At 54.3% G+C, this 24,526-nt stretch carries 24 protein-coding genes; 17 read left to right on the forward strand and 7 right to left on the reverse strand.

The window, feature by feature from the left end; genetic code table 11:
• Positions 1-360 precede the first annotated feature (360 nt).
• Complete coding sequence (locus AX755_RS14190; RefSeq protein WP_062856956.1) at positions 361-3,138, forward strand: autotransporter outer membrane beta-barrel domain-containing protein; 2,778 nt, start codon at positions 361-363, stop codon at positions 3,136-3,138.
• 87 nt (positions 3,139-3,225) lie between these two features.
• On the forward strand, positions 3,226-3,849 hold the full coding sequence (locus AX755_RS14195) for a helix-turn-helix domain-containing protein (RefSeq protein ID WP_013095800.1): 624 nt from the start codon (positions 3,226-3,228) through the stop codon (positions 3,847-3,849).
• Here the strand turns inward: AX755_RS14195 and ampH are convergent.
• Positions 3,846-5,012 (reverse strand): D-alanyl-D-alanine-carboxypeptidase/endopeptidase AmpH, encoded by a 1,167-nt coding sequence (ampH, locus tag AX755_RS14200; RefSeq protein ID WP_013095801.1) that lies wholly within the window; start codon positions 5,010-5,012, stop codon positions 3,846-3,848. The genes AX755_RS14195 and ampH overlap by 4 nt on opposite strands.
• Positions 5,013-5,216: 204 nt before the next feature.
• Between ampH and AX755_RS14205 the strand changes: the two genes are divergently transcribed.
• The 3 genes from AX755_RS14205 (at position 5,217) to AX755_RS14215 (ending at position 8,197) form a co-directional block, all read left to right on the forward strand.
• Positions 5,217-5,750 (forward strand): isochorismatase family protein, encoded by a 534-nt coding sequence (locus AX755_RS14205; protein ID WP_040023336.1) that lies wholly within the window; start codon positions 5,217-5,219, stop codon positions 5,748-5,750.
• A gap of 115 nt (positions 5,751-5,865) precedes the next feature.
• Positions 5,866-7,086, forward strand: coding sequence for a peptide antibiotic transporter SbmA (gene sbmA, locus AX755_RS14210; RefSeq protein ID WP_013095803.1), 1,221 nt, complete (start codon positions 5,866-5,868; stop codon positions 7,084-7,086).
• 13 nt (positions 7,087-7,099) lie between these two features.
• Positions 7,100-8,197 (forward strand): DUF1615 domain-containing protein, encoded by a 1,098-nt coding sequence (locus AX755_RS14215; protein WP_062856957.1) that lies wholly within the window; start codon positions 7,100-7,102, stop codon positions 8,195-8,197.
• Here the strand turns inward: AX755_RS14215 and AX755_RS14220 are convergent.
• Entirely contained in the window at positions 8,194-8,496 is a 303-nt protein-coding gene (locus AX755_RS14220; protein WP_013095805.1) for a DUF2755 family protein, read from the reverse strand. The genes AX755_RS14215 and AX755_RS14220 overlap by 4 nt on opposite strands.
• Positions 8,497-8,743: 247 nt before the next feature.
• Between AX755_RS14220 and AX755_RS14225 the strand changes: the two genes are divergently transcribed.
• On the forward strand, positions 8,744-8,980 hold the full coding sequence (locus AX755_RS14225) for a DUF2754 family protein (protein WP_020686357.1): 237 nt from the start codon (positions 8,744-8,746) through the stop codon (positions 8,978-8,980).
• Here the strand turns inward: AX755_RS14225 and ddlA are convergent.
• Complete coding sequence (gene ddlA, locus AX755_RS14230) at positions 8,977-10,077, reverse strand: D-alanine--D-alanine ligase (protein ID WP_062856958.1); 1,101 nt, start codon at positions 10,075-10,077, stop codon at positions 8,977-8,979. The genes AX755_RS14225 and ddlA overlap by 4 nt on opposite strands.
• 102 nt (positions 10,078-10,179) lie before the next feature.
• Between ddlA and AX755_RS14235 the strand changes: the two genes are divergently transcribed.
• The 5 genes from AX755_RS14235 to adrA all read left to right on the forward strand — a co-directional run bounded on the left by AX755_RS14235 (position 10,180) and on the right by adrA (position 14,539).
• The gene (locus AX755_RS14235; RefSeq protein ID WP_062856959.1) at positions 10,180-10,863 is read left to right on the forward strand and encodes an extensin-like domain-containing protein; all 684 of its coding nucleotides are present in this window, start codon (positions 10,180-10,182) and stop codon (positions 10,861-10,863) included.
• Between the two features lie 169 nt (positions 10,864-11,032).
• On the forward strand, positions 11,033-12,247 hold the full coding sequence (locus AX755_RS14240; protein ID WP_013095809.1) for a multidrug efflux MFS transporter: 1,215 nt from the start codon (positions 11,033-11,035) through the stop codon (positions 12,245-12,247).
• A gap of 211 nt (positions 12,248-12,458) precedes the next feature.
• Complete coding sequence (gene iraP, locus AX755_RS14245; protein ID WP_013095810.1) at positions 12,459-12,719, forward strand: anti-adapter protein IraP; 261 nt, start codon at positions 12,459-12,461, stop codon at positions 12,717-12,719.
• Positions 12,720-13,011: 292 nt separating this feature from the next.
• Entirely contained in the window at positions 13,012-13,332 is a 321-nt protein-coding gene (gene psiF, locus AX755_RS14250; protein WP_062856960.1) for a phosphate starvation-inducible protein PsiF, read from the forward strand.
• A gap of 103 nt (positions 13,333-13,435) precedes the next feature.
• A complete protein-coding gene (adrA, locus tag AX755_RS14255) occupies positions 13,436-14,539 on the forward strand; it encodes a diguanylate cyclase AdrA (protein WP_062856961.1) in 1,104 nt (367 codons plus the stop codon).
• A 17-nt stretch (positions 14,540-14,556) separates the two neighbouring features.
• Here adrA and proC read toward each other — a convergent pair whose 3' ends face one another.
• A complete protein-coding gene (proC, locus tag AX755_RS14260) occupies positions 14,557-15,366 on the reverse strand; it encodes a pyrroline-5-carboxylate reductase (RefSeq protein ID WP_013095814.1) in 810 nt (269 codons plus the stop codon).
• Positions 15,367-15,462: 96 nt separating this feature from the next.
• Here proC and AX755_RS14265 point away from each other — a divergent pair, with 96 nt between their 5' ends.
• The 5 genes from AX755_RS14265 to ppnP all read left to right on the forward strand — a co-directional run bounded on the left by AX755_RS14265 (position 15,463) and on the right by ppnP (position 18,102).
• The gene (locus AX755_RS14265) at positions 15,463-15,924 is read left to right on the forward strand and encodes a YaiI/YqxD family protein (RefSeq protein WP_013095815.1); all 462 of its coding nucleotides are present in this window, start codon (positions 15,463-15,465) and stop codon (positions 15,922-15,924) included.
• 142 nt (positions 15,925-16,066) lie between these two features.
• Complete coding sequence (gene aroL / locus AX755_RS14270; RefSeq protein ID WP_062856962.1) at positions 16,067-16,591, forward strand: shikimate kinase AroL; 525 nt, start codon at positions 16,067-16,069, stop codon at positions 16,589-16,591.
• 44 nt (positions 16,592-16,635) lie between these two features.
• Complete coding sequence (gene yaiA, locus AX755_RS14275; protein ID WP_013095817.1) at positions 16,636-16,827, forward strand: protein YaiA; 192 nt, start codon at positions 16,636-16,638, stop codon at positions 16,825-16,827.
• A 238-nt stretch (positions 16,828-17,065) separates the two neighbouring features.
• Entirely contained in the window at positions 17,066-17,743 is a 678-nt protein-coding gene (locus AX755_RS14280; RefSeq protein WP_013095818.1) for an AroM family protein, read from the forward strand.
• A 71-nt stretch (positions 17,744-17,814) separates the two neighbouring features.
• Positions 17,815-18,102: a pyrimidine/purine nucleoside phosphorylase gene (ppnP, locus tag AX755_RS14285; protein WP_013095819.1), complete on the forward strand. Its 288-nt coding sequence runs from the start codon at positions 17,815-17,817 to the stop codon at positions 18,100-18,102.
• Between the two features lie 46 nt (positions 18,103-18,148).
• On the opposite strand, the gene rdgC is transcribed toward ppnP, so the two are convergent.
• The gene (gene rdgC, locus AX755_RS14290; RefSeq protein ID WP_013095820.1) at positions 18,149-19,063 is read right to left on the reverse strand and encodes a recombination-associated protein RdgC; all 915 of its coding nucleotides are present in this window, start codon (positions 19,061-19,063) and stop codon (positions 18,149-18,151) included.
• A 123-nt stretch (positions 19,064-19,186) separates the two neighbouring features.
• Here rdgC and mak point away from each other — a divergent pair, with 123 nt between their 5' ends.
• On the forward strand, positions 19,187-20,092 hold the full coding sequence (gene mak / locus AX755_RS14295) for a fructokinase (RefSeq protein ID WP_032618450.1): 906 nt from the start codon (positions 19,187-19,189) through the stop codon (positions 20,090-20,092).
• A gap of 98 nt (positions 20,093-20,190) precedes the next feature.
• Here mak and sbcC read toward each other — a convergent pair whose 3' ends face one another.
• Together sbcC and sbcD are read right to left on the reverse strand one after the other, a co-directional pair.
• Entirely contained in the window at positions 20,191-23,322 is a 3,132-nt protein-coding gene (sbcC, locus tag AX755_RS14300) for an exonuclease subunit SbcC (protein ID WP_062856963.1), read from the reverse strand.
• Entirely contained in the window at positions 23,319-24,524 is a 1,206-nt protein-coding gene (sbcD, locus tag AX755_RS14305) for an exonuclease subunit SbcD (RefSeq protein ID WP_020686366.1), read from the reverse strand. The genes sbcC and sbcD overlap by 4 nt, the downstream gene beginning before the upstream one ends.
• Between the last annotated feature and the right edge of the window lie 2 nt (positions 24,525-24,526).

The following is a 24,526-nucleotide window of genomic DNA, read 5'->3' on the forward strand; positions in this document are numbered from 1 at the left end:
ATGGGGTTTGCGATGTTTCACATGGTCAATATATATAACCAACGTCAGCCTGTTTTTCACACGCTCGAGATATTGGTGCGATTTCTAAATTGAAGTAAATATATCATTAATAATGATCTATTATTCTTTATTATATTTTCTATATTTATATCAGATGATTTTAATTCGCTGTTTTTATAGTGTTTATTTATAATTTTTAATGTCGTTGCATTTTTTTCATGTTATTAGTCTGTATACGGACTTAATGGAATCATTCATTGAACCTTTTCGAAATGAAAATGCATAATTCCCTCCGCAATACAATGTTGCCAAATGATTTGATGGACAAACTTGCTTACGTCCCTGAGGAGGGATGACCCAATGCAAACATGGAAAAAGAAACTGGTTGTATCACAACTTGCATTAGCCTGCACCCTGGCTATCGCTTCTCAGGCCAATGCGAAAGATATTTCTGGTACCACATATAATACCTTCGGATATGATAATACAGCATCAACACCTTGGTATTATGGCTACGCTGACTGGGATTACTCGGATGTAACCCACGACGGTGACATTTATCCGGTGATTAATAAGTCAACGGTGAACGGTGTTATTTCGACGTACTACCTTGACGATGGTGTCAATGGAAGAGCGAATGCGCTGAGCATTTCTAACAGCACCATTAATGGCATGATCACCTCGGAAAGATGCGTGACTACTACATGTACTGGAGGCGTAGACTCCGATGATACGACCCATACACAGTACGATCGTTTTAGCCTGACAGTAGATCACTCCACCATTAACGATACCTATGAGCATTATGCGTATGATGTTCTGAATGGTGACAACACCGAAACCCACTATCTGGATACCTATGGACTGGGTAATGCGATTACGCTGGATGTGGAATCGGATATTGTTATCCAGAACAACTCCCACGTTGCAGGTATCACGCTGACTCAGGGTTACCATGAGCTGGACAATACCCCGTATGACGGCGTTGAAGGCGTTGCGGATAGCAGTAATGTCTTTACTAACACCCTGGTGGTCAAAGACTCTGTTTTGACCTCCGGCGCATACAGCGATCTGGGTACCAGCGGGTTCTATGGTCAAACCGCGAAGCCGAGCGACTACGGTGAAACCAACGCGACCGGCGCAGATGACGCGGCACTGATCGTCGCGGCCAGCGCGTCTGACAACGCCATGCAAACCACCGCCACCTTCGATCACTCTACCGTTACCGGCGATATCCTGTTCTCCAGCACCTTCGACAATAACTTCTACGAGAATGGCGACCCGGCAACCGATACCACCGAAGACGGTGTGTATAACCCAACCACCAACGGCTGGGATGGTACCGATAAGCTGGATGTCACACTGACCAACGGCAGCAAATGGGTTGGCGCAGCACAATCCAGCGTTGAAGCGATCGGCACCGCGCAGATGTATGGTGAGGGTTACAGCAGCGTTGACTGGAGAACCCTGTCTCCAAACAGCATCTGGCCTGATTCCACCTACGACACCAACGGTCACGTTGCAGGTGAAGAGGTATACCAGAGCGGTCTGTTCAACGTCACCCTGAACAACGGTTCAGAGTGGGATACCCGCAAACTGTCTAACATCGACACGCTGGCAGTGAATAACCAGTCGCAGGTCAATGTTGAAGACTCTGGCCTGCTGGCGGATTCCATCACCCTGACCAACGCCTCTACCCTGAATATTGGCGACAGCGGTGCAGTGGCGACAGACAGCCTGTATCTGGACAGCTATAGCCGTGCCGCGCTGACGGAAGAAACGGCTGAACTGTATGCCAACACCATCACCGTCGACAACGGTGCGGAACTGGCACTGGGCCTGGGTCAGGTGGACACGCACAACATGGTGCTGACCGATGGCGGTGTGCTGAACGTTGCCAGCCGTGACTACGTGCTGAACAGCGATCTGAACAACGCTCGCTTTATTACCAACGACAAGAGCAAAGCAGATTACGACTATGGCGTCGTGGCGCTTAACTCAGACGGTCATCTGGCGGTGAACGGTGATGTGGCAGGTAACTACACCGTGCGTATCGACGATGCGACCGGCGCCGGTTCTGTTGCTGATTATAAAAACAAAGAGATCATCCGCGTTTATGACAATAACGCAGACACTGCGGCCCGCTTTACGGCAGCAAACAAAGCCGATTTAGGTGCCTATACCTACCAGGCGCAGCAGAAGGGTGACACGGTTGTTCTGCAGCAGAAAGCGCTGACTGACTACGCCAATATGGCGCTGAGCATTCCGTCAGCGAATACCAATATCTGGGATCTGCAGCAGGATACCGTTGGAACCCGTCTGACTAACAGCCGTCACGGTCTGGCCGATAACGGCGGGGCGTGGGTGAGCTACTTCGGCGGCAACTTTGACGCTGACAATGGTGTTATCAGCTACGATCAGGACGTAAGCGGGATTATGGTTGGTCTGGATACGCAGATTGACGGTAACAACGCGAAGTGGATCGTGGGTGGCGCGGCAGGTTTCGCGAAGGGGGATATCAGCGATCGTACCGGTCAGGTTGATCAGGATAGCCAGACGGCGATGATCTATGCCTCTGCGAAGTTTGCCAACGATGTCTTCCTCGACAGCTCCCTGAGCTACACCCGCTTCAATAACGATCTCTCCGCGACCATGAGTAACGGTCAGTACGTGGACGGTAATACCACGACAGATGCGGTTGGTTTCGGTATGAAACTGGGTTATGACTGGAAACCAAACCTGTCCGGCTACGTCACGCCTTATGCGGCAGTGTCTGGGCTGTTCCAGTCGGGTGACGACTACCGCTTGAGCAATGACATGCGAATTGATGGCCAGTCTTACGACAGCCTGCGCTATGAACTCGGTGTCGACGCAGGGTATACCTTCAACTACGGCGGCGATCAGGCTCTGACGCCATACGTCAAACTGGCGTATGTGTATGACGATGCTGATAACAATACGAACGTGAATGGCGACAGCATTGATAACGGCGTTGAAGGCTCTGCGGTGCGTGTGGGTCTGGGCACACAGTTCAGCTTCACCAAAAACTTCAGTGCATACACGGATGCCACTTACCTGGGCGGCGGTGACGTTGACCAGAACTGGGGCGCCAATTTGGGTGTGAAATATACCTGGTAAAGTATAAAAGCGGGGGAATATATCCCCCGCTTTGTCATCTAAAAAAAATAATATTGAACCGACAAATACGGATGTCCAGAGGTCTGCATGAAAGTTAATGCGAAACCACTTTCTGAATTAAGCCGGCTCGAACAGTGTTTGAAAGTAGCCAGTACCCCATTTAAATCTGCTCCCCAGCAGATTATTTCAAATGATGATAATGATGAACCCAGCACCTTTGTATTACAGACCGGCGTTATTGAAATCTATCGCCGTTCTGACGAGTTGCTGATTGGCATTGCCACCGCGCCCTTTATTTTGGGGCTGACTGCAGGCATGCTTGATTACAGCAAGGAATATCGGGTCGTTGCCAAAAATCCGTGCACAGGCTTTTATTTACCTGCTTCGACCTCTCTGCAGCTTATTCAGCAAAGTTCTCTCTGGAAAGAAGCTTTCTGCTGGCTGTCCTGGATTAAATCCATTCTGGAAAAGCGGGACAGGCAACTGGTAGGAAATAACTCCTATCACCAAATCCGCGCCATGCTGCTGAATATGGCCGAATGGGATGAAACCCTGCGCTCAAAAATTGGTGTGATGAATCATATTCAACAAAGCACGCGCATTTCGCGTTCGGTCGTGGCAGAGGTACTCGCTGCGCTTCGACAGGGGAACTACATCAATATGAGCCGGGGCAAACTGGTTAGCATCAACCGTTTGCCCACGGAATATTAAGGCTGGACGGAGGCGGTAAGCACCTGGGCTTTATTGGCGCTGAGCTCAGCCACTAAGTTATTGATGCCATCGCTCATATTGACGAAACGGGTATTTGGCGAGCGGGTGACCACCACAAAAGCGCCCACGTTGGACTGGGGGATCATTGCCATATAGGTAATGAATCCTCCACCACCCCCCGTTTTCTGAATAATGCCCGGACGGCCATTTTTAGGTGCCATATATACCCAGCCCAGACCGAGGGCGTCGGCTTTGCCCGGCACGTCCATACCGATCACGCGGTGCAACTGGCTGCGCTGGTAAATCAGCGTCTGCATTCGGTCGGCCTGATGGCTGCGTGAGTAGAAGTCTGATGAGAGGAACTGCTGCATCCAGCGCATCATGTCGCCAGGGGTGGAATAAACCCCGCCGCTGCCGATGGCTGCCAGCGTGTTGTTACACGGGCTGGCACCTTTTTCGGCGACCATCAGACGGCGGCACTGATCCGGTGATGGGGTGAAGGTGGTGTCCTTCATGCCCAGCGGGCGCGTGATCTGCTCTTCAAACAGCTGCGTATACGGTTTGCCCGCTGCCGTCGACAGCGCATCGGCCAGCAGGTCAAACGCCAGGTTGGAGTAAGAGGCCTGAGAACCGGGCGCGGACTTCAACGTGGCTTTGCTCAGGTAGTTCCAGCGCTGTTCACGCGTTGGCCAGACAAAAACGTCGCGATGCGCCGCACCCCCTGGCTGCTCGCGAGGCAGGGCGCTGGTATGCGTTGCCAGGTTGACCAGCCTTATCGGCGTTCCCTGATACGTCGGGACACGTGCGCCCGGCGGAGCATACTTGCTGAGCGGATCGTCGAGTTTCACCACGCCCTGGTCCAGCAATTTCACCAGCATTTCGCTGGTCATCAGCTTGGTCAGGGACGCGATGCGGATGACGGAATCCAGCTGCGGATGAACATTATTACCGGGACGCGTTTCACCGAAACTGCGAAACACGCGCTGATTACCGTCGATGACGACCATCGCCATTCCCGTCGCGCCGCTGCCGTAATAAATCAGGTTCGCGTAGCGATCGGCAATATCTGATGCCAGAACGGGCGCCGTCAGCGGTTGGGCTGCCTGGGCGGTTGAGAAGCTCACCGCACACAGCGCGGCGAAAAAGAGCAGACAACGTTTCAACGAAAAGCATCCATAGTGTGAATGAGGAAAGTAATGGGTATTTATACTACTAAACCGTACGGTGCAATGCCCCGAATTACATAACGATAACCAGAAAAACGTAACTGCGAGTAAATCAGAAGAATTTACTTACCGTCAGTCTCCCATTTTGTGACATCGGCCTTATGATAGGGGGCTGTGTTACTCAATCTTGCGGAGAAGGGTATGTCCGGAAAGCGTGTGGTTATGGTTGTCGATATGCAGCAGGGGGTGTTCGAAACGCCTCGTCATCAGCGTGAAAAATGTGTTTCATTGATCAATCAGCTTACGCAGGCAGCCGATCGGGTGATTTTTATTCAGCATACCGAGCCCGGCGGTCTGGAAGAGGGCAGTGAAGGGTTTGCCTTGCTGCCTGAACTGCATCAACCTGCTGATGCCCTTTACGTGACCAAGACGGCCTGCGATGCATTCTATAACACCACGCTTGAGGCACTGCTCCGCGAGCAGGGGATCCGGGAGTTTGTCATCTGCGGTTGTGCCACCGATTACTGTGTCGATGCCACGTTCAAGAATGGCGTCAGCCGGGGCTACCACATCACCGTGGCGGAGGATGCGCATACCACCGCGAATCGCCCGGCGGCCGAAGCCCGCATTCTGATTAACCACTACAACGACGTCTGGCGCAACTTCATTGCGCCCGCAAACCCGCCCGCGGTGAAACGCACCGAAACAATTCTTGAAAACTGGAAAGCGAACTAATAATAAACCCTCGGGTCTGACCTTTTTGCCTGCGCCAGGCACCTGGCCCAGGCAAGATTTTCGTGTGGTGATGTGTTGAGCACAGCAACAGCCATAACAACAAGAAGGATGTATCATGTTTAAGTCTTTTTTCCCAAAGCCGGGGCCATTTTTCCTGTCGGCATTTATTTGGGCACTGATCGCTGTCATTTTCTGGCAGGCCGGCGGCGGAGCGTGGTTGACGCGTATCACGGGCGCGACGGGCGAGGTTCCCATTAGCGCGGCGCGTTTCTGGTCGCTGAGCTATCTGCTGTTTTATGCCTACTACATGGTCTGCGTAGGGCTTTTTGCCCTGTTCTGGTTTGTCTATTCGCCACATCGCTGGCAGTACTGGTCGATTCTGGGCACGTCGCTGATCATCTTTGTCACCTGGTTTCTGGTGGAAGTGGGGGTGGCGGTTAACGCCTGGTATGCCCCGTTCTACGATCTGATCCAGAGTGCGCTGAGTTCACCGCATAAGGTGACTATCAATCAGTTCTACCATGAAGTTGGCATCTTCCTCGGTATTGCCCTTATTGCGGTGGTGATTGGCGTCATGAACAATTTCTTTGTCAGCCACTACGTCTTCCGCTGGCGTACCGCGATGAACGAACATTATATGGCGCACTGGCAACACCTGCGTCATATCGAAGGCGCCGCACAGCGTGTGCAGGAAGACACCATGCGTTTCGCCTCGACCCTTGAAGACATGGGCGTGAGCTTTATCAATGCCATTATGACCCTGATTGCCTTCCTGCCGGTGCTGGTGACGCTCTCGGCGCACGTGCCAGACCTGCCGATTGTTGGTCATCTGCCGTATGGCCTGGTGATTGCCGCTATTGTCTGGTCATTAATGGGAACGGGGCTGCTGGCCGTGGTGGGGATCAAGCTACCTGGGCTGGAGTTTAAAAATCAGCGCGTCGAAGCGGCGTATCGTAAAGAGCTGGTGTATGGTGAAGATGACGCCAACCGCGCCTCGCCGCCAACCGTACGTGAACTGTTTGGCGCCGTGCGTCGCAACTATTTCCGTCTTTACTTCCACTATATGTACTTCAACATTGCGCGCATTTTGTATCTGCAGGTGGATAACGTTTTCGGTTTGTTCCTGCTGTTCCCGTCCATTGTTGCGGGTACGATAACGCTGGGTCTGATGACACAGATCACCAACGTATTTGGTCAGGTTCGCGGGTCGTTCCAGTATCTGATTAGCTCCTGGACCACGCTGGTGGAACTGATGTCCATCTACAAACGTCTGCGCAGCTTTGAACGCGAGCTGGACGATCGGGATCTGCAGGAAGTCACCAATACATTTAGCTAAAAAGGGAATTGCTATGTCTTTTGCCGTACCGCGTACATTATCGCTCTCTTTACTCGCCGCACTCGTGCTGGCGGGGTGTGCCGAAAAAGGGGCCGCCCCGCTTAATAAAGGTGAGAAACCTGTAGATGTGGCGAGCGTGGTGCGGCAAAAAATGCCCTCTACGGTGAAAGACCGCAATGCGTGGGCCGAGGCGTTAGCGAAGACCTTTGAAAGTCAGAAAATTGCCCCTACCGAGGAGAATATCTGCTCGGTGCTGGCAGTGGCGCAGCAGGAGTCGATGTACCAGTCAGATCCGGTGGTGCCGGGGCTGAACAAAATTGCCTGGAAAGAGATCGACCGTCGCGCGGAATCGATGCATATCCCGGTGTTCCTGGTGCATACCGCCCTTAAAATCACCTCGCCAAACGGCAAAAGCTACAGCGATCGGCTGGACACGGTGAAAACCGAGAAACAGCTGAGCGCCATTTTTGATGATTTCATCAATATGGTGCCGATGGGGCAGAAACTGTTCGGCTCGCTTAATCCGGTGCACACCGGCGGCCCGATGCAGGTCAGCATTGCGTTTGCCGAGCAGCATACGGACGGTTATCCGTGGAAAATCGACGGGACGGTGCGCCAGGAAGTCTTCTCCCTGCGTGGCGGACTGTGGTTTGGCACGTACCATCTGCTGAACTATCCGGCGAGCTACAGCGAGCCGTTGTACCGCTTTGCTGACTTTAACGCGGGCTGGTATGCCAGCCGAAACGCGGCGTTTCAGAGTGCGGTCAGCCGTGCCAGCGGGGTGAAGCTGGCGCTGGACGGCGATCTCATCGCCTACGGCAGCAGCAAGGCGGGCACTACGGAACTGGCGGTGCGCAAACTGTCAACAACGCTTGGCATGAGCGATAGCGACATTCGCCGTCAGCTGGAGAAAGGGGATAGCCTGGCGTTCGAGAAGACGGATCTCTACAAGAAGGTTTTCGCGCTGGCCGAGAAGAAGAGTGGAAAAGCGTTACCGCGGGCAATCCTGCCGGGTATTCAACTGGAAAGCCCGAAAATCACGCGTAACCTGACAACGGCATGGTTCGCCAAACGCGTCGACGATCGTCGGGCTCGTTGCATGGGACGTTAATGGCGACGACGCAGGCGTACGACTAACGCGACAACACCGAGAATCAGACAACCCGCGAGGAAGGGGACAAGGCCAAACAAGGTGCTCACACCCAAACCAATCTCAACCCGCGGGCGTCCGTTATCCTGCACCTGCATCAGATGTTCATAGACGCCAGGCGCGTGAACCAGCATGTTGAGAAGCTGGGAGCCTGCCCAGAAGCAGAACAGGACAAACAGGGCATACGCAATATTACCCGCAGTGGAGGTTTTTGGTGGTGTGCCGCCAAAAATCGGTTTCGACAATGTAAAGTCAGCCATAAAGACCTCCGGAAATATCACTCTGTTAATACGCTTCGCACACGGTGAGTTTGACAGGTCATAGCATTTGTCAATATCAGAATCGTGGTAATTTCCCCTGCGGAATTCTCCTGGATTGTCGATTTCTGCAGCACATCACAAATTCATTACTTAACTGAAATTGCGTCGTGTTTCAGATTTTCCCCATCTGCCACAGACCCGATCGTAAAACTGTGAGAGGATGTCTTTTTTTCCTGCCGGAGTTGTTATGAAGCTCACGTCCAAACTACGCCGTGACTGGCACTACTACGCCTTTGCTATCGGGCTGATCTTTATTCTTAACGGTGTCGTAGGGCTGCTGGGGTTTGAAGCCAAAGGATGGCAAACCTATGCTGTCGGGCTGGTGACCTGGGTGATCAGTTTCTGGCTGGCTGGGTTAATTATCCGCCGTCGTCCGGAAGAGACGACAGCGGATGAGACGGAGACGGTGAAAAGAACCGATTAACCGTTTACGGAACTTTTGAGTGCGCTGTCAGCGGCATGACGCTCCAGCGCCAGTTCGATCAGACGGGTGATCAGCTCAGAGTAACCCAGACCGCTGGCCTGCCACAGTTTTGGATACATGCTGATGTTGGTAAAGCCCGGCAGGGTGTTGATTTCATTAATCACCACCTCATTATCTGGCGTCAGGAACACATCCACACGCGCCATGCCGCAGCAGCCAAGAGCCTGCCAGGCGTTGATGGCGATCGCCCGGATCTTATCGTTGATGGCCGGATCGATATTTGCCGGCACGACGACCTGAGCGCCTTTATCATCAATGTATTTGGTGTCGTAAGAGTAGAAATCGCTGTTTAACACCACTTCACCGCAGGTGCTTGCCTGTGGGAAATCATTGCCCAGCACCGCGCACTCAATTTCACGGCCTTTGATACCCTGCTCAACCACGACTTTGTGGTCAAACTCAAAAGCCAGACGAACGGCTTCGGTGAACTGCGCTTCGCTTGTCACTTTGCTGACGCCAACGGAGGAGCCCTGGTTCGCAGGCTTCACGAACAGCGGCAGACCCAACTGGGCGGAAATCTGGCTGCAGGTGTATTTATCGCGGTTGGCGCGGGTGAGCGTCACGAACGGGGCAACGTTCAGCCCGGCATCGCGCAGCAGGCGTTTGGTGACGTCTTTATCCATACAGGCGGCGGAGCCCAGCACATCGGAGCCGACAAACGGCAGGTTAGCCATGCGCAGCATACCCTGCAGCGAACCATCTTCGCCCAGCGTGCCGTGGACGATTGGGAACACGACGTCAATCTGAGCAAGAGCCTGTGCATTACCGGCGTCGATAAGTTGCCCCTTCACTACGCCAGGGACGGTGGCGACGCTGATTTCAGAAGGATTAAGGGCGATATGTGCCGGATCGTTGGCGTTTAACAGATACTGACTCGCATCGTTCACATGCCACTGGCCCTGTTTATCGATGCCCAGCAGCACTACGTCGAAACGGTTTTTATCAATCGCATCGACAATATTTTTTGCCGACTGCAATGAAACCTCGTGCTCCGCTGATTTTCCCCCAAAGACAATACCTACGCGCTGCTTTGCCATCTCACTCTCTTCCAGTCTGACGAAAAGCCAATAACATACCACGATGCCCTGCGGGTTTCGCGACCTTCTGCCATAATGTTTTGGGAGTAAAGAGGGGGGAGTGTGAAAGGCAAAACGTTGCTGATCGTTTTCATTCTGGTGGCAGTCGCAACGGTGGGTTACCGCTGGTTGCCGTCTCACTACAACCCTTTTACGCCGCTCTCGCTTGACGACCCGCCAGGCCCAATCACTCAGTACAAACTGCGGCGCCTTACCCCCGAGGCGTGTGCCAGCCTGTTATCGCAGGCCAATCAGAAGGCCCTTATTCGCACACAGCCTGTCGCCGACAGCGCCGGAGCATGCCCCCTTCACAACGTGGTGCGCGTGCGTGACTTCGGACCGGTCAGCCTGAACAGCAGCTTTCTTGCCAGCTGCCCGCTGGCGCTGAGTTCTGCACTGTTTGTCAGCCAGCAGGCCCGGCCACTCACCAGAACCTGGACCGGAAGCGAGCTGGTGCGCATTGAGCACCTGGGCAGCTACGCCTGTCGCAATATTTACCACCGCCCTGATGCAAGACGCAGCGAACATGCCACGGCAGAGGCGCTGGATATCAGCGCGTTTCGGCTGGCGAACGGTGAACGGGTCACCATTCTGCACGGCTGGAGATCGACCAAAACGCAGCCGTGGCTACAGGCGCTGCTGACGGAGAGCTGCGGCTACTACGGGAACGGCCTGGGGCCGGAGTATAACGCGGCGCACGCCAACCATTTCCATCTGGGAATGCGCGGCTTTGGACTCTGCCGCTAAAGCATAATCTTCCGCCAGAAATTGGATGATTTGTGACATATTTCACAAATATGATGACTGGGAAGATAAAACACCAAAGTCAGCAAGGCCGCATCTCTGGCACGGCGTAGATGCCGGTAACTTGCTAATCTGTCGGCGCATTTGCCTAAAAATGAAGACTATTTCTTTTATGGAATCCTGGAAAGTTAACCTCATCTCGGTCTGGTTCGGGTGTTTCTTCACCGGGCTGGCCATCAGCCAGATTTTGCCCTTTCTGCCGCTGTACGTCTCGCAGCTGGGCGTGACCTCGCATGAAGCCCTCTCCATGTGGTCGGGGCTGACGTTCAGCGTGACGTTTCTGGTTTCCGCCATTGTGTCACCCATGTGGGGGAGCCTGGCGGATCGAAAAGGGCGCAAACTGATGCTGCTGCGCGCTTCGCTGGGAATGGCAATAGCCATCCTGCTGCAGGCCTTTGCCACTAACGTCTGGCAGCTGTTTATCCTGCGGGCGATCATGGGGCTGACATCCGGCTATATTCCGAACGCCATGGCGCTGGTCGCTTCACAGGTGCCGCGTGAACGTAGCGGCTGGGCGTTGAGTACGCTCTCCACCGCACAGATCAGTGGCGTTATCGGCGGCCCGTTGTTAGGCGGCTTTCTGGCCGACCACGTAGGGTTGCGCGCCGTCTTCTTCATTACCGCTATCCTGCTGGTGATCAGTTTTCTGGTGACGCTGTTTCTGATCAAGGAGGGGGGACGTCCGGTGGTCAGTAAATCTGAACGCCTGAGCGGCAAAGCGGTCTTCGCCTCGCTGCCGTATCCCGGTCTGATGATAAGCCTGTTCGTAACCACCATGGTGATCCAGCTCTGTAACGGTTCGGTAGGCCCGATTCTGGCGCTGTTTATAAAATCGATGGAGCCAGACAGCAGCAATATTGCGTTTCTCAGCGGGATGATTGCTGCCGTGCCGGGCGTATCGGCGTTAATCTCTGCGCCGCGGCTGGGAAAACTGGGCGACAGGATCGGTACGGCGCGTATCCTGATGGCCACGCTGATTTTTGCCGTGGTACTCTTTTTTGCGATGTCGTTCGTCACCTCACCGCTTCAGCTCGGCGTGCTGCGATTCCTGCTCGGCTTTGCCGATGGCGCCATGTTACCTGCGGTGCAGACCTTGCTGGTGAAATATTCAAGTGACCAGGTGACAGGGCGTATTTTTGGCTATAACCAGTCATTTATGTATTTAGGTAATGTTGCCGGTCCGCTTATTGGCGCATCCGTTTCGGCGATGGCCGGTTTTCGTTGGGTATTTGCGGCCACGGCGATTGTGGTGTTGATCAATATTATCCAGCTGGCGATTGCGCTGAGACGCCGTCGCCAATTAGAGCAGGCGAGAGCAGCGCGTTAATTTTCTGACGTAATGTATTATATATTCTTATGGTTGCCGCATTTTTATATAACTAAATGCGGCTTTTTCTAAAGAGAAAAACGTTTCGCTGCTTGCCATTCATCTTTATTTTGGCAGCAGCATCACTTTTGCATAAGATAATACTTTTCTCCTCTTTGCATTATTCATTCTGAATGCTAAGTTCAGAAAAAACGCATAAGGAAATAGCACGATGAAAAATCTCATTGCTGAGTTGCTGGTCAAGCTTGCACAAAAGGAAGAAGAGTCAAAAGAACTGGTCGCCCAGGTCGAGGCGCTGGAAATTGTCGTTACGGCGTTGCTCCGACAAATGACACAACCGCAGCAACAGGCGTTAATCGATAATGTAGAAAGCGCGCTGGACAAGGCTCGTCCCGATTCGCTGGTCCCCGCTGAAGACGCGGAGATGCTTCAGCAATACGTAAAGAAGCTATTAAGGCATCCTCGCAGCTAGCCTGCTGAAAGAGAATGGCCTGTCATAGAATGGTCATGCAGGATGCCTGTCGTCGCTCTGTTTTTATTTTTGGCCTTCGCACTGGGAGAAAAGAATTTAAACAGAGCCTCTATTTCATCTCATGCCTCTCGCTATTAAATACCCTAACGCGTCAGGCGAAACCGGGTAATGAACAGCGTGCCGCGCCAGAGATGAAATAATCCATAAACCCGAAGAAAATCATTGTCGCAGGGTGGTTTTTTTCCCGCAACGAACCAGACTTAATGTGGAACTTCACATAAAGGATGGTGCAATGAAAACAACAATACTGGTTACCCTGTTTTCCGGCCTGTGCCTGATCGCCTCAGCGCATGCGGAAGAGAAAACCTTAACACCTCAACAGCAGCGTATGACAACCTGCAACCAACAGGCGACAGCAAAAGCGCTGAAAGGGGATGTCCGTAAGACATATATGAGCGATTGCCTCAAAAATGGTGCATCCAAACCAGATGAAAAAAGCCTGACGCCGCAGCAGCAAAAAATGCGTGAATGTAACGCTCAGGCCACGCAACAAATGCTGAAAGGCGACGATCGCAGCAAGTTTATGAGTGGTTGTCTGAAGAAACAGGCATAGTCCTATCGGGTGAGTCCTTACGGTGACTCACCCGAAATTTCATACTTTCTCCGCATCCCCCCTCTCTATAATTTGGGAAAATGTTTCAGAATATTCCCAAAATATGATGAACGACGAAAACTTTTACAATAAAGAGCGTATCGGGGAAGAGTGGCTTCAAAACCTTTCTCAGGATGACGCGCACCGTACCGGCATACGCTTTGCCCGGCGCGTCCGGCTGGGGCGGATTGTGGGTCTGGCGGCGATGTTTTTTCCTGTTGCCGGCGTTCTGGTCACGCATTTTCTGCCCGGCGGCTGGTGGTTATTACTGGTGAGCTGGGTTTTTATCTGGCCGCATCTTGCCTGGCAGTTCACCTGCCGTTCATCTCAACCTTATCAATGTGAAATCTTCAATCTGAAGATCGACGCTATTTTTGCCGGGATCTGGATTGGCCTGATGGGCGTGAACGCTCTGCCATCGGCTGCGCTGGTTATGATGATGGGCATGAATATGATGGGATCCGGCGGCTGTCGCCTGTTTCTCGCAGGCATTGCCATAACCACGTTATCCGCTGTCGTGACGCTGAAGCTAACCGGAAATGTTGTGGTGCTCTCTTCCGGAGCGCTGGAGTGGTGGCTGACGCTGCCTGTCTTGATGATCTACCCAATACTCTTTGCCTGGGTGAGCCATCAGACGGCCATTCGCCTGGCGGAAAATAAGCGAAGACTTGAGCTGATGAGTACCCGCGATGGCATGACGGGCGTTTATAACCGGCGCCACTGGGAAACGTTGCTGCGGATGGAGTATGAAAAGTGCCGACGGGATCATTGTCAAACCACGATCCTGCTTATCGATATCGATCACTTCAAGAGCATCAATGATACCTGGGGACATGATGTGGGCGATGAAGCGATCATTGCTATCACTCGTCAACTGCAGATGACGCTGCGGGCCGGGGATTATATTGGCCGTTTCGGTGGCGATGAGTTCGCGATCATCATGTCCGGGACCCCGGCAGAAAGTGCAATTGCGGCGATGTCCCGCGTCCACGAGCGGCTAAAAAAACTGTCGTTACCCTGTGCCCCGAACGAACGGCTTCGCATCAGCGTGGGGGTTGCGCCATGGGGAACACAGTTTGCCCACTACCGCGAGTGGTTAAAAGCGGCAGATATCGCGCTTTATAAAGCCAAAAATGCCGGACGCGGACGTACCGAGGTGGCCGCCTGACATCCGGCTTAGTTTGGTCAGGACTTACTCAGCTTCTCTGACTTTTCCATGCATTTCGCCATCGCTTCAATGACCGCCGCACGGAATCCGCGCTCTTCCAGCACCCGCACCGCTTCGATGGTGGTACCGCCAGGCGAGCAGACCATATCTTTCAGTTCCCCTGGATGCTTACCGGTTTCCAGCACCATTTTGGCTGAGCCCATCACCGCCTGTGCGGCAAATTTATAGGCCTGCGCACGTGGCATACCGCCAAGCACCGCAGCATCCGCCATCGCTTCCAGGAACATGAAGACATACGCAGGAGCAGAGCCACTCACGCCCACAACCGGATGGATCATCGACTCGGCAATCACTTCCGCTTCGCCGAAGCAGCGGAAAATGTTCAGCACATCGGCCACATCTTCCGTGGTCACCAGCGCATTAGGGGTGATGGAGGTCATCCCGGCATTGACCAGTGAAGGGGTATTGGGCATTGCGCGAACAATTTTACGGTCATGACCCAGTGCACGGGCCAGCTGATCGAGCGTCACGCCTGCGGCAATCGACACCACCAGCGTGTCTTTATTCAGGCTGGAGGTGATCTCGCTCAGGACTTTGATCATGATATTCGGTTTAACCGCCCCAAAGACGATATCGGCGACCTGGGCCACTTCCTGCGCGCTTTCGGCTGCGTTAATACCATACTCATCACGTAACGCCGCGACTTTATCCGGTGATGGTGTATAGACCCAAATCTGACCCGGCAGGACCTGCCCGCTGGCGATCAGGCCACCCAGGATGGCTTTGCCCATGTTACCGCAGCCAATAAACCCGATTTTCTTATCCATCACGTTTCTCCGTCGTTATGCGTTGTTTTCTCTGATTGATAGCTTAACAACGAAATGCAGGCGACAATAGTCGCCAGTATCAATAGGGGAGACATTATGGCGATTTGGGTTGATGCGGACGCATGTCCGAATGTGATTAAAGAGATTTTGTTCCGCGCTGCCGAGCGTGTTCAGATGCCGCTTACGCTGGTGGCAAACCAGAATATCCGCGTACCGCCTTCCCGATTCATTCGTGCGTTGCGGGTTCCTGCCGGTTTTGATGTGGCGGATAACGAGATCGTACGGCTGTGCAGCGCGGAAGATCTGGTGATCACGGCGGATATTCCTTTGGCCGCAGAGGTACTGGAAAAGGGCGCCGCAGCGCTGAACCCGCGCGGGGAGCGTTACTCACCAGCAACCATCCGGGAAAAACTGACCATGCGTGATTTCATGGATACGCTTCGCGCCAGCGGTGTGCAGACCGGCGGGCCAGACAGTTTATCTCAACGTGACCGCCAGCAGTTTGCCGCAGAGCTGGATAAGTGGCTGCTGGAAGTGAAACGTCGCACTGCTAAATGATAATCATTGTCAATATGTGGTACAGTATGGCAGTGACAGGGTTGTCATTCCGTACCGCTTTGCAGTAAAGTAAACGCAACATCTTCTGCAATTATTTCTTTACACTCTTCAGCCATCCGGCATCAAGGGGAAACACCTGGTTATGACCCAACCCATCTTTTTAGTTGGCCCCCGCGGCTGTGGGAAAACCACCGTTGGCCTGGAGCTGGCGCGTGCCTGTCAACGTCATTTTGTTGATACCGACCACTGGCTGCAGACTCAGGCCGGACAAACCATCGCGGATATCGTCGAAAAAGAGGGCTGGGAGAGCTTTCGCTGCCGTGAAACGGCCGCGCTGGAAGCGGTAACGGCACCCGATGCGGTAATTGCCACAGGCGGCGGAATTATTCTGGCGGAATATAACCGCCGCTTTATGCGTGAAAAAGGGATAGTGATTTATCTCTGTGCACCCGTGGCTGCGCTGGTGGGGCGTCTGGAAGCGTTTCCGGAAGAGGGGCAACGCCCTGCGCTGACCTCCAGACCGCTCAGCGAAGAGGTGAGCGAAGTGCTGGCGGAGCGCGATGTGTTATACCGCGAAGCGGCACATCACGTGGTGGATGCTTCCGCGTCGCCCGAAGAGGTTGTGATTCAGATTATTACCGCCCTGCGTTTGGCTTGTGCCAGCTAACCGCCGTCTATACTTATAGCTCTGACATAAAAAAAGGATGAGCTATGCCAACCAGACCTCCCTATCCGCGTGAAGCACGTATTGTTACCGTTGAAAAAGGCAATGGCGATCAAACCGTGACCTGGTATCAACTGCGTGCCGATCACCCTAAACCCGACTCTCTCATCAGTGAACATGAGACTGAACAGGAAGCGCTGGATGCGAAACGGCGCTACGAAGATCCCGATAAGTCATAGATGTTTTCCTAAACGCTCCAATACCGTGCCTGAATCACACTTTTTACTCATCGCTAATGTTAAGCAGGAGTTAATATTTAGTTATTACAGGTAGCTCCGCTACCGGCAGGTGATCTTTACATTTCGGGATGGAGATCACCTGCTACGCTTGGTGCTGTTTTGTTGAAAAAACGAACTGTGCAGCGTAGTGAGCCTGTACCTGTGTAATAAGTTTTTGTAGTAATGGAAGGCGAAGACGATGAAGGCAACGTTGGCGATCATCACTATTGGTGTGGTCCCTGTAAGCGAAGTGTTACCGCTCTTAACCGAGCATGTATCTGAACAACAGATCACGCATCTCAGCCTGCTGGGGAAGATGAGCCGGGAAGAGGTCATGGAGGACTACGCTGTAGAGGCGGGGGAGGATCCCCTGGCGACGTTATTAAGCGACGGTAAACTGGCGCATGTTTCGCGACAGAAAATTGAGCGCTCGCTGCAGGCAGTAATAGAAGTGCTCGATAATCAAGAGTATGACGTTATTTTGCTGATGAGTACTGCTCCCATTAAGGGGCTCATGGCGCGTAATGCGATTTTACTCGAGCCGATGCGAATCATTCCGCCGCTGGTGGCATCCATTGTGGACGGACACCAGGTGGGGGTGATTGTGCCCATTGAAGAACTCATGGACAACCAGGAAGCAAAATGGCACGTGCTTGAAAAAACGCCCCTGTATGCGCTGGCCAATCCCTTCTGGGACAGTGAGGCCAAACTCATTGCGGCCGGGAAGGAGTTACTGGAGCGCGGGGCTGATGTATTGATCCTCGACTGCCTGGGGTTCCACCAGCATCACCGCGATCTACTGCAAAAAGCGCTGGATGTGCCGGTACTGTTGTCGAACGTTCTGATGGCGCGTCTGGCCTCAGAACTCCTTACCTGATGATTTTGCGTGACAGGTCATGAGCATGGCCCCTATAGTGAATTTTTATCTAAAAATATAAGGGCCAGTTCATGCTTCAAAGTAACGAATACTTTTCCGGTAAAGTGAAATCCATTGGTTTTACCAGCAGCAGCACTGGCCGCGCCAGTGTCGGCGTGATGGCTGAAGGGGAATACACCTTTGGTACGGCCGAAGCTGAAGAGATGACGGTGGTAAGTGGTGCGCTTAACGTCTTACTGCCGGGTGAAACGGAATGGAAAGTTTACTCTGCCGGCGAAGTTTTCAACGTCCCTGGCCACAGTGAGTTCCATCTGCAGGTTGCTGAACCGACCTCTTATCTGTGCCGTTATCTGAAATAATCTTCTTCCCTCTCCCCGTTGGGGAGAGGGTCAGGTTGAGACGAAATTATCTCTGCGCTTCGCCGCCGAGGCCTTCTACCAGATTTTGAATCAACGCGGCCAGCTCGCCGGTCATCAGGATAAAGTCCGCATCAAAGCGCTGGGCGTAATCTTCACGATCGATATCTTCGTTCTGATCGCGCAGTTCATCGCAGAACTTCAGGCGCTTAACAGAGCCATCGTCACACATCACAAACTGAATACGCTGCTGCCAGTCGAGCGCCAGTTTAGTGACCACTTTGCCTGCTTCAATGTGGACGGCGATCTCATCGCTCACCAGATCCTGCTTTTTCGCACGAATGACACCGCCATCCTCAAGCAGGGCTTTCAGTTCGGCTTCATCGAGGATCTGGAACCCTTGCGCCGCCGTGCCGCTGCGAACCCATTCGGTCAGGGTTAACTCGATAGGCGTTTCCAGCGCCAGTGGAACCACCGGCAAAGAGCCGATGCTCTTACGCAGCAGGGCCAGCGTATCTTCCGCTTTTTTGGCGCTGGCGCAGTCCACCATGATCAGCCCGTTGACGGTATCGATCCACATCATGGTCTGGCTGAAGCGGCTAAACGCGCGCGGCAGCAGGGAGTGCAACACTTCGTCTTTCAGGGAATCTTTTTCGGTCTTTTTCAGCTTGCGGCCCTGTTCGGCTTCAAGCTTAAAAATTTTCGCTTCCAGCGCTTGCTTCACCACCGGCGTGGGCAGGATTTTCTCTTCTTTACGGGCGCAAACGATGATTTGACCCGTGCTGCTGGCGTGGGTCAGGGCATCGCTTTGTGAACCCATTGGCGGAACCCAACCGGTTTTTGCCATATCCTGGCTTCCGCAAGGGGAAAAGGTATAAGCGGCTAACTGTTTTTCCATCTCTTCTGCACGCAGCGAAACGTCGCGGCTGAGACGGTAAACCATCAAATTTTTGAACCACAGCATGATAATTTCCACGGCCTTGTCGTTAAATCAGCGGGCATGATAACGAATTGTCGCATCGCTTGCATTGCTAATCGGGAAGCGTGCTTCTACTCTGTTGATAATCAAAATAATGAGGAGAGTCTTGTGCGTATTGGGATTGATTTGGGCGGCACCAAAACTGAAGTTATCGCACTAAGCGAGCAGGGGGAGCAGCTTTTCCGTCACCGCCTGCCCACGCCGCGCGACGATTATCACCAGACTATCGAGACGATTGCCCGGCTGGTTGAGATGGCAGAGCAGGCGACAGGACAGACCGGCTCCGTCGGGATGGGCATTCCCGGGTCCATTTCGCCTTATACCGGGGTGGTGAAAAACGCCAACTCCACCTGGCTCAATGGCCAGCCTTTTGATAAAGATTTGAGCGCGCGTCTGCAGCGTGAGGTGCGTCTGGCAAATGATGCGAACTGTCTGGCGGTATCAGAGGCGATTGACGGTGCGGCGGCCGGTGCCCAGACCGTTTTTGCTGTCATCATCGGTACCGGCTGCGGGGCCGGTGTGGCGTTCGGCGGGCGTGCGCATATTGGCGGTAACGGTACGGCAGGCGAGTGGGGACATAACCCATTGCCATGGATGGATGAAGACGAACTTAAATACCGTACTGAAGTACCGTGCTACTGTGGAAAGCAGGGCTGTATTGAGACGTTTATCTCCGGCACCGGTTTTGCCACCGATTACCACCGGCTGAGCGGTCAGCCGCTTAAGGGTAACGAGATCATGCGTCTGGTTGAGGAGCAGGATCCCGTGGCGGAACTGGCGTTGAGCCGCTACGAAATGCGCCTGGCGAAATCGCTGGCGCATGTGGTGAACATTCTCGATCCTGATGTGATTGTGCTGGGCGGTGGGATGAGCAACGTTGACCGGCTGTACGCGACGGTGCCTGCTCTCGTCAAACAGTGGGTCTTCGGCGGTGAATGCGAAACCCCAATCCGCAAAGCCGTCCACGGTGACTCCAGCGGCGTGCGCGGCGCAGCGTGGTTATGGCCGGAATAAAAGCAAAACAGCAACGCACGTTGCGGTTTTTTATGTTTGTACCCTCTCCCTGTGGGAGAGGGCCAGGGTGAGGGCACCAGACCGCGCCGATCCGCCTTTCACTGCACCGCAAACTCCTTATCCAGCCTGCTATACCCCAGTCCATTAATCTTCTTAACTTTGATTTGCACCGGAATACGCTCCTTCATAGCCTCGACGTGGCTTATCACGCCGATGGTTTTCCCGGTGGCATTCAGCGCGTCGAGCGCATCCAGCGCGGTGTCCAGCGTCTCGCTGTCGAGCGTGCCGAAACCTTCATCCAGGAACAGCGAATCGATTCGCGTTTTGTGGCTCACCAGGTCGGAAAGTGCCAGCGCCAGCGCCAGACTGACGAGGAAGCTTTCGCCGCCAGAAAGCGTGCGGGTATCGCGTACGGCATCGGCCTGCCAGGTATCGACCACCTCCAGCTCCAGTGCGTCGCTGACTTTACGCTGCAGCAAATAGCGCCCGTGCAGGCGGTTAAGCTGCTGGTTAGCGAGCCAGACCAGATTATCCAGCGTCAGACCCTGGGCGAATTTACGGAACTTGTCGCCGGTGCTGGAGCCTATCAGCGCATTCAGATAACCCCAGTCCTCGGCCAGACGTGAGGCCTCGTCAATTTGCTGCATCAGCGCCAGCTGGTGCTGGCGGTTATCGCTGTCCTGCTTAAGCTGCTGGCGGATCTCCCCCTGATGAGTGGTGTTCTCACGGAGCTGCTGCGCCAACTGCTGTAGCTGCGCATGCAGGGTTTGCGCGTCGGCGTCCAGCCCTTCCGGTCGCTGATGCTGGTGGGCCTGTAGCTGCTGTTCAGCCTGCCCGCTAAGCGCAATTGCCTGCTGAAGCTGGCTCTCCAGCGTCTGCTTGCGTTGTTCAAGACGGCGGATGGTCTCCTCATCCAGCAGCGCGGCGAGAAAGGCCTCGCGATCGGCGAAGCAGCTTGCCGCCAGCGCGGTGGCAAATTGCGCTGTGGCGTGCTGTAGCCGCTCGCTTTCCAGACTCTCCTGCTGCTGCAGGGTGGCAAGCTGGCTTTGCAGGGACAGGCATTCGTCATGGATCTCGCGCCAGTTCTCAGGAATGGCCGGTTCTGCCTCGGTGTCATCGCCTGCCGGAAGCGTGTCGAGCAGCGGTTTCAGGGTATTAATGCGCTCCTGAATCGCAGCATGCTGCGTCTGTTTTTCCTGCCACAGGTTGAATTCCGTTTCCCGGGCGTACAGCCAGGCGGTCTCTTCCCCCTCTTCAGGAACATGCAGCGACAGCGCGAGCAGGGCGTTTTCCAGTGCCTGACGCGTAGCCGACAGCTGCTGCTGGTACTGACGCTCCTGCGCTTGCTGTTCGTTAAGCTGGTTTTGCAGCGTCAGGCGCTGGCTGAGCTGATAGAGCTGACGTTCGTACTGTTCCTGTTCGTTCATCCATGGGGCGATATCTTCCTGAATATTCAATGAGATATTCAGGTCGGCGCAGACCTCCTGCCACTCTTTAGTGAGTGCTTGCTCTTCCTGAGAGAGCGCCTGCGCTTCGTCTGTTGCTCGCTGGATCTGCTGCGTCAGGGCATTGACCTGTCCCAGCACCAGCAGACCCTCCTCTTTAAGCGCGGCAACCTCTTTTTCCAGCGCGTCCCGGCGTCGCTGGTTATCGGTGAGTTCAAGCGCCTGATACGTCTCAATGGCGGGATGTTCACTGGAGCCGCACAGTGGGCAGGGTTTTCCGGCCTCAAGCTGCGAGCGATAGCTTTCCAGCTTTTTGATCGTCGCTTCGCTTTCACACAACGCTTTCAAATCGACATAGTGCTGGTTTTTTTCTTTGTACTGCTGGCGGCGCAGCGTCAGCGTTTCATTGAGTTTTACCTGCTCGGACTGCGCTTTTTGCCGGGTATCCGCGTTCTCTTGCAGCCGTTTTTGCAGCGGCTGATAGCGGGCATGAAGCGTGGTCAGGCGCTGGCGTAAAGGACGTGACCGGGACTGTTGCTCCATTGCCGCTGCCACGTCATCCGCCGTCAGCGTCAGGGGATTTTCCGGCATCCCGGCGAGCTTCTGACGTAATTCAGCAATACGGGCTGCAAGCGTGGCAATCTGATGTTTATCGCGGTTCAACTGCGCAAAATGGGCGCGCCAGCCAGCAATCTCCTGGCCCCACACGCGGTAACGTTCATGCTCCGCCAGCCATGTTGCCTGTGTCATAAGGTCACTCTGCAGTTGCGCATGGGTACGCAGCGCCGTATGACGGATGCGTGAGCGCTGCGCGACTTTGGCCTGTAAGCGAGTATTTACTTCGACAATGCGCTGCTTTGTCTGCGCGAGGCGCGTGGTTTGTTCTTGCTGGCTATCCCACAGGGGGCGAAGCTGGGCGGCGGGCTGCGCAAGCTGGAGCTTGGCCAGCTCAGGCGCGGCGTCGGTCAGCGCCTGCTGCGCCTGCTGTTGCAGGAGCATAACCCGCTGCTGCTCGCGAATAAGCTCGTCGTTGCGCGTCAGCCACTGAAAATCGCGCTGTTGGTTCTGCTGCTGAGTCAGCAGGGTTTTCTCTTCGTCAGTAAGTGCCTGCAAACTCTGCTGTAACTGCTGCTGTTGCGCTTCGCTCAGTAGCACCACCCCTGCGGCCTGCGCCTCGCACATCTCAAGCGCGTTACGGGCGGCCTTATGTTTCTCGAACACCATGGCTGAGATCTGACCGTAGATCTCGGTGCCGGTCAGCTCTTCCAGCAGTTCGGCGCGATCGCCCGGTTTAGCGTTGAGGAAGGCGGCAAACTGCCCCTGGGAGAGCAACATTGAACGGGTAAAACGGCTATAATCCAGCCCGGTGAGCGCGGCGGTTTGCTCCAGTTTGTCCGTCACTTTATCTGCAAGAATTTTACCGTCTTCACAACGCGCCAGTTCAACGCGCGGTGCCTGCAGGTTTCCGTCTGGTTGATTGCGCGCGCGGTTCTGGCTCCAGAACGCACGATACGCTATGCCTTTTACCTCAAACTCCACCTCGGCCAGGCACTCGGCGGTATCGCGGGTCATCAGGTCGTTTTGTGCCTGGGAGACTTTTTGCAGACGCGGCGTTTCGTGGTAAAGGGCCAGACAGATGGCGTCGAGCAGGGTCGTTTTCCCGGCACCGGTCGCGCCGGTAATGGCGAACAGCCCGTTGCTGGCAAACGGCTCGGCGGTAAAGTCAATTTTCCACTCGCCCTTAAGGGAGTTGAGGTTTTTCAGACGCAGGCTCAGAATTTTCATGCGTTTTCTTCCTCATCACTGAGCGCGTGCAGGGTATGAAGGAACAGCTCGTTAAGCCTTGCGCGCGTGGTGTCGTCAATCTCTTCCTGCGACAGTCGGCGTTCAAATACCTCTTCCACCCTCAGTTCGCTGAGCGTTTCACGCTGTGCACCCAGCAGAATTTTCTCGCGCTGTTCGCGGCTGCGGCGAACCAGTAAGACCTCGACGGGCAGATCTTCCGTCAATGCCTGAATTTTACGCTGCATATCATGCAGGTAGTCGTCGGTCGTGATTTCAATATCCAGCCAGATGGGCGGATTTTGTTCGACACCGCGCCACTGCTCCAGTTGGGCGGTAATCGCCGCCAGATCGCCCTTCAGCACCGCCAGCGGTTGGGTGACGGGAACCTCCAGCGACTCCACGGCGCTGAGTTTGCCCTCATTAAAGCTCACCAGGTGCACACATTTGGCTTTGCCGGTCTCATCAAAACTGAGCGCAATGGGCGAGCCGCAGTAGCGAATGTGCTCGCAGCCGCCGATGACCTGCGCCCGGTGAATATGCCCGAGCGCGATATAATCCGCTGGCGGGAAATTTTGCGCCGGGAAGGCGTCCAGCGTACCAATATAGATGTCACGCACCGCGTCACTTTTACTCGCACCGACGGTAGTAAGATGCCCGGTGGCAATCACCGGAATGGCCTGTTCGCCGCGCAGGGCGCAGGCATCCGTATGTTGCTGGTGATAATAGTCCGTGATGCTCTGCAACAGATGCTGCTGCTTTTCCCCGCCGGACATCCCCGCCTGGCTTTGCACGATATCGCGTGGGCGCAGGAAGGGCACCGGACACAGCACCGCTCCCGGTGTACCGTCACGTTTTTTCAGGATCTGCGGCGCATGACCGGCGCTGGCTACCACGGTCGTGTTAAGGAAGGCCAGGATATCGCGGGATTCATTCAGCGTTGCGACGGAGTCGTGGTTACCGGCGACAATCACCAGATGACAGCCGGTTTGTTGCAGATTTACCACGAAGCGGTTGTAGAGCTCACGCGCATAGCTTGGCGGCGAACCGGTATCGAAAATGTCACCCGCAACAATAATCGCGTCCACCTCGTGCGATCGGGCCGTGTCCAGCAGCCAGTTCAGGAACGCTTCATGCTCCGCTGCCCGGCTTTTGCTGTAAAAGTTTTGACCCAGATGCCAGTCCGAGGTGTGTAATATGCGCATAG

Source organism: Enterobacter sp. SENG-6 (assembly GCF_001605945.1).
Classification (GTDB): Bacteria; Pseudomonadota; Gammaproteobacteria; order Enterobacterales; family Enterobacteriaceae; genus Enterobacter; species Enterobacter cloacae.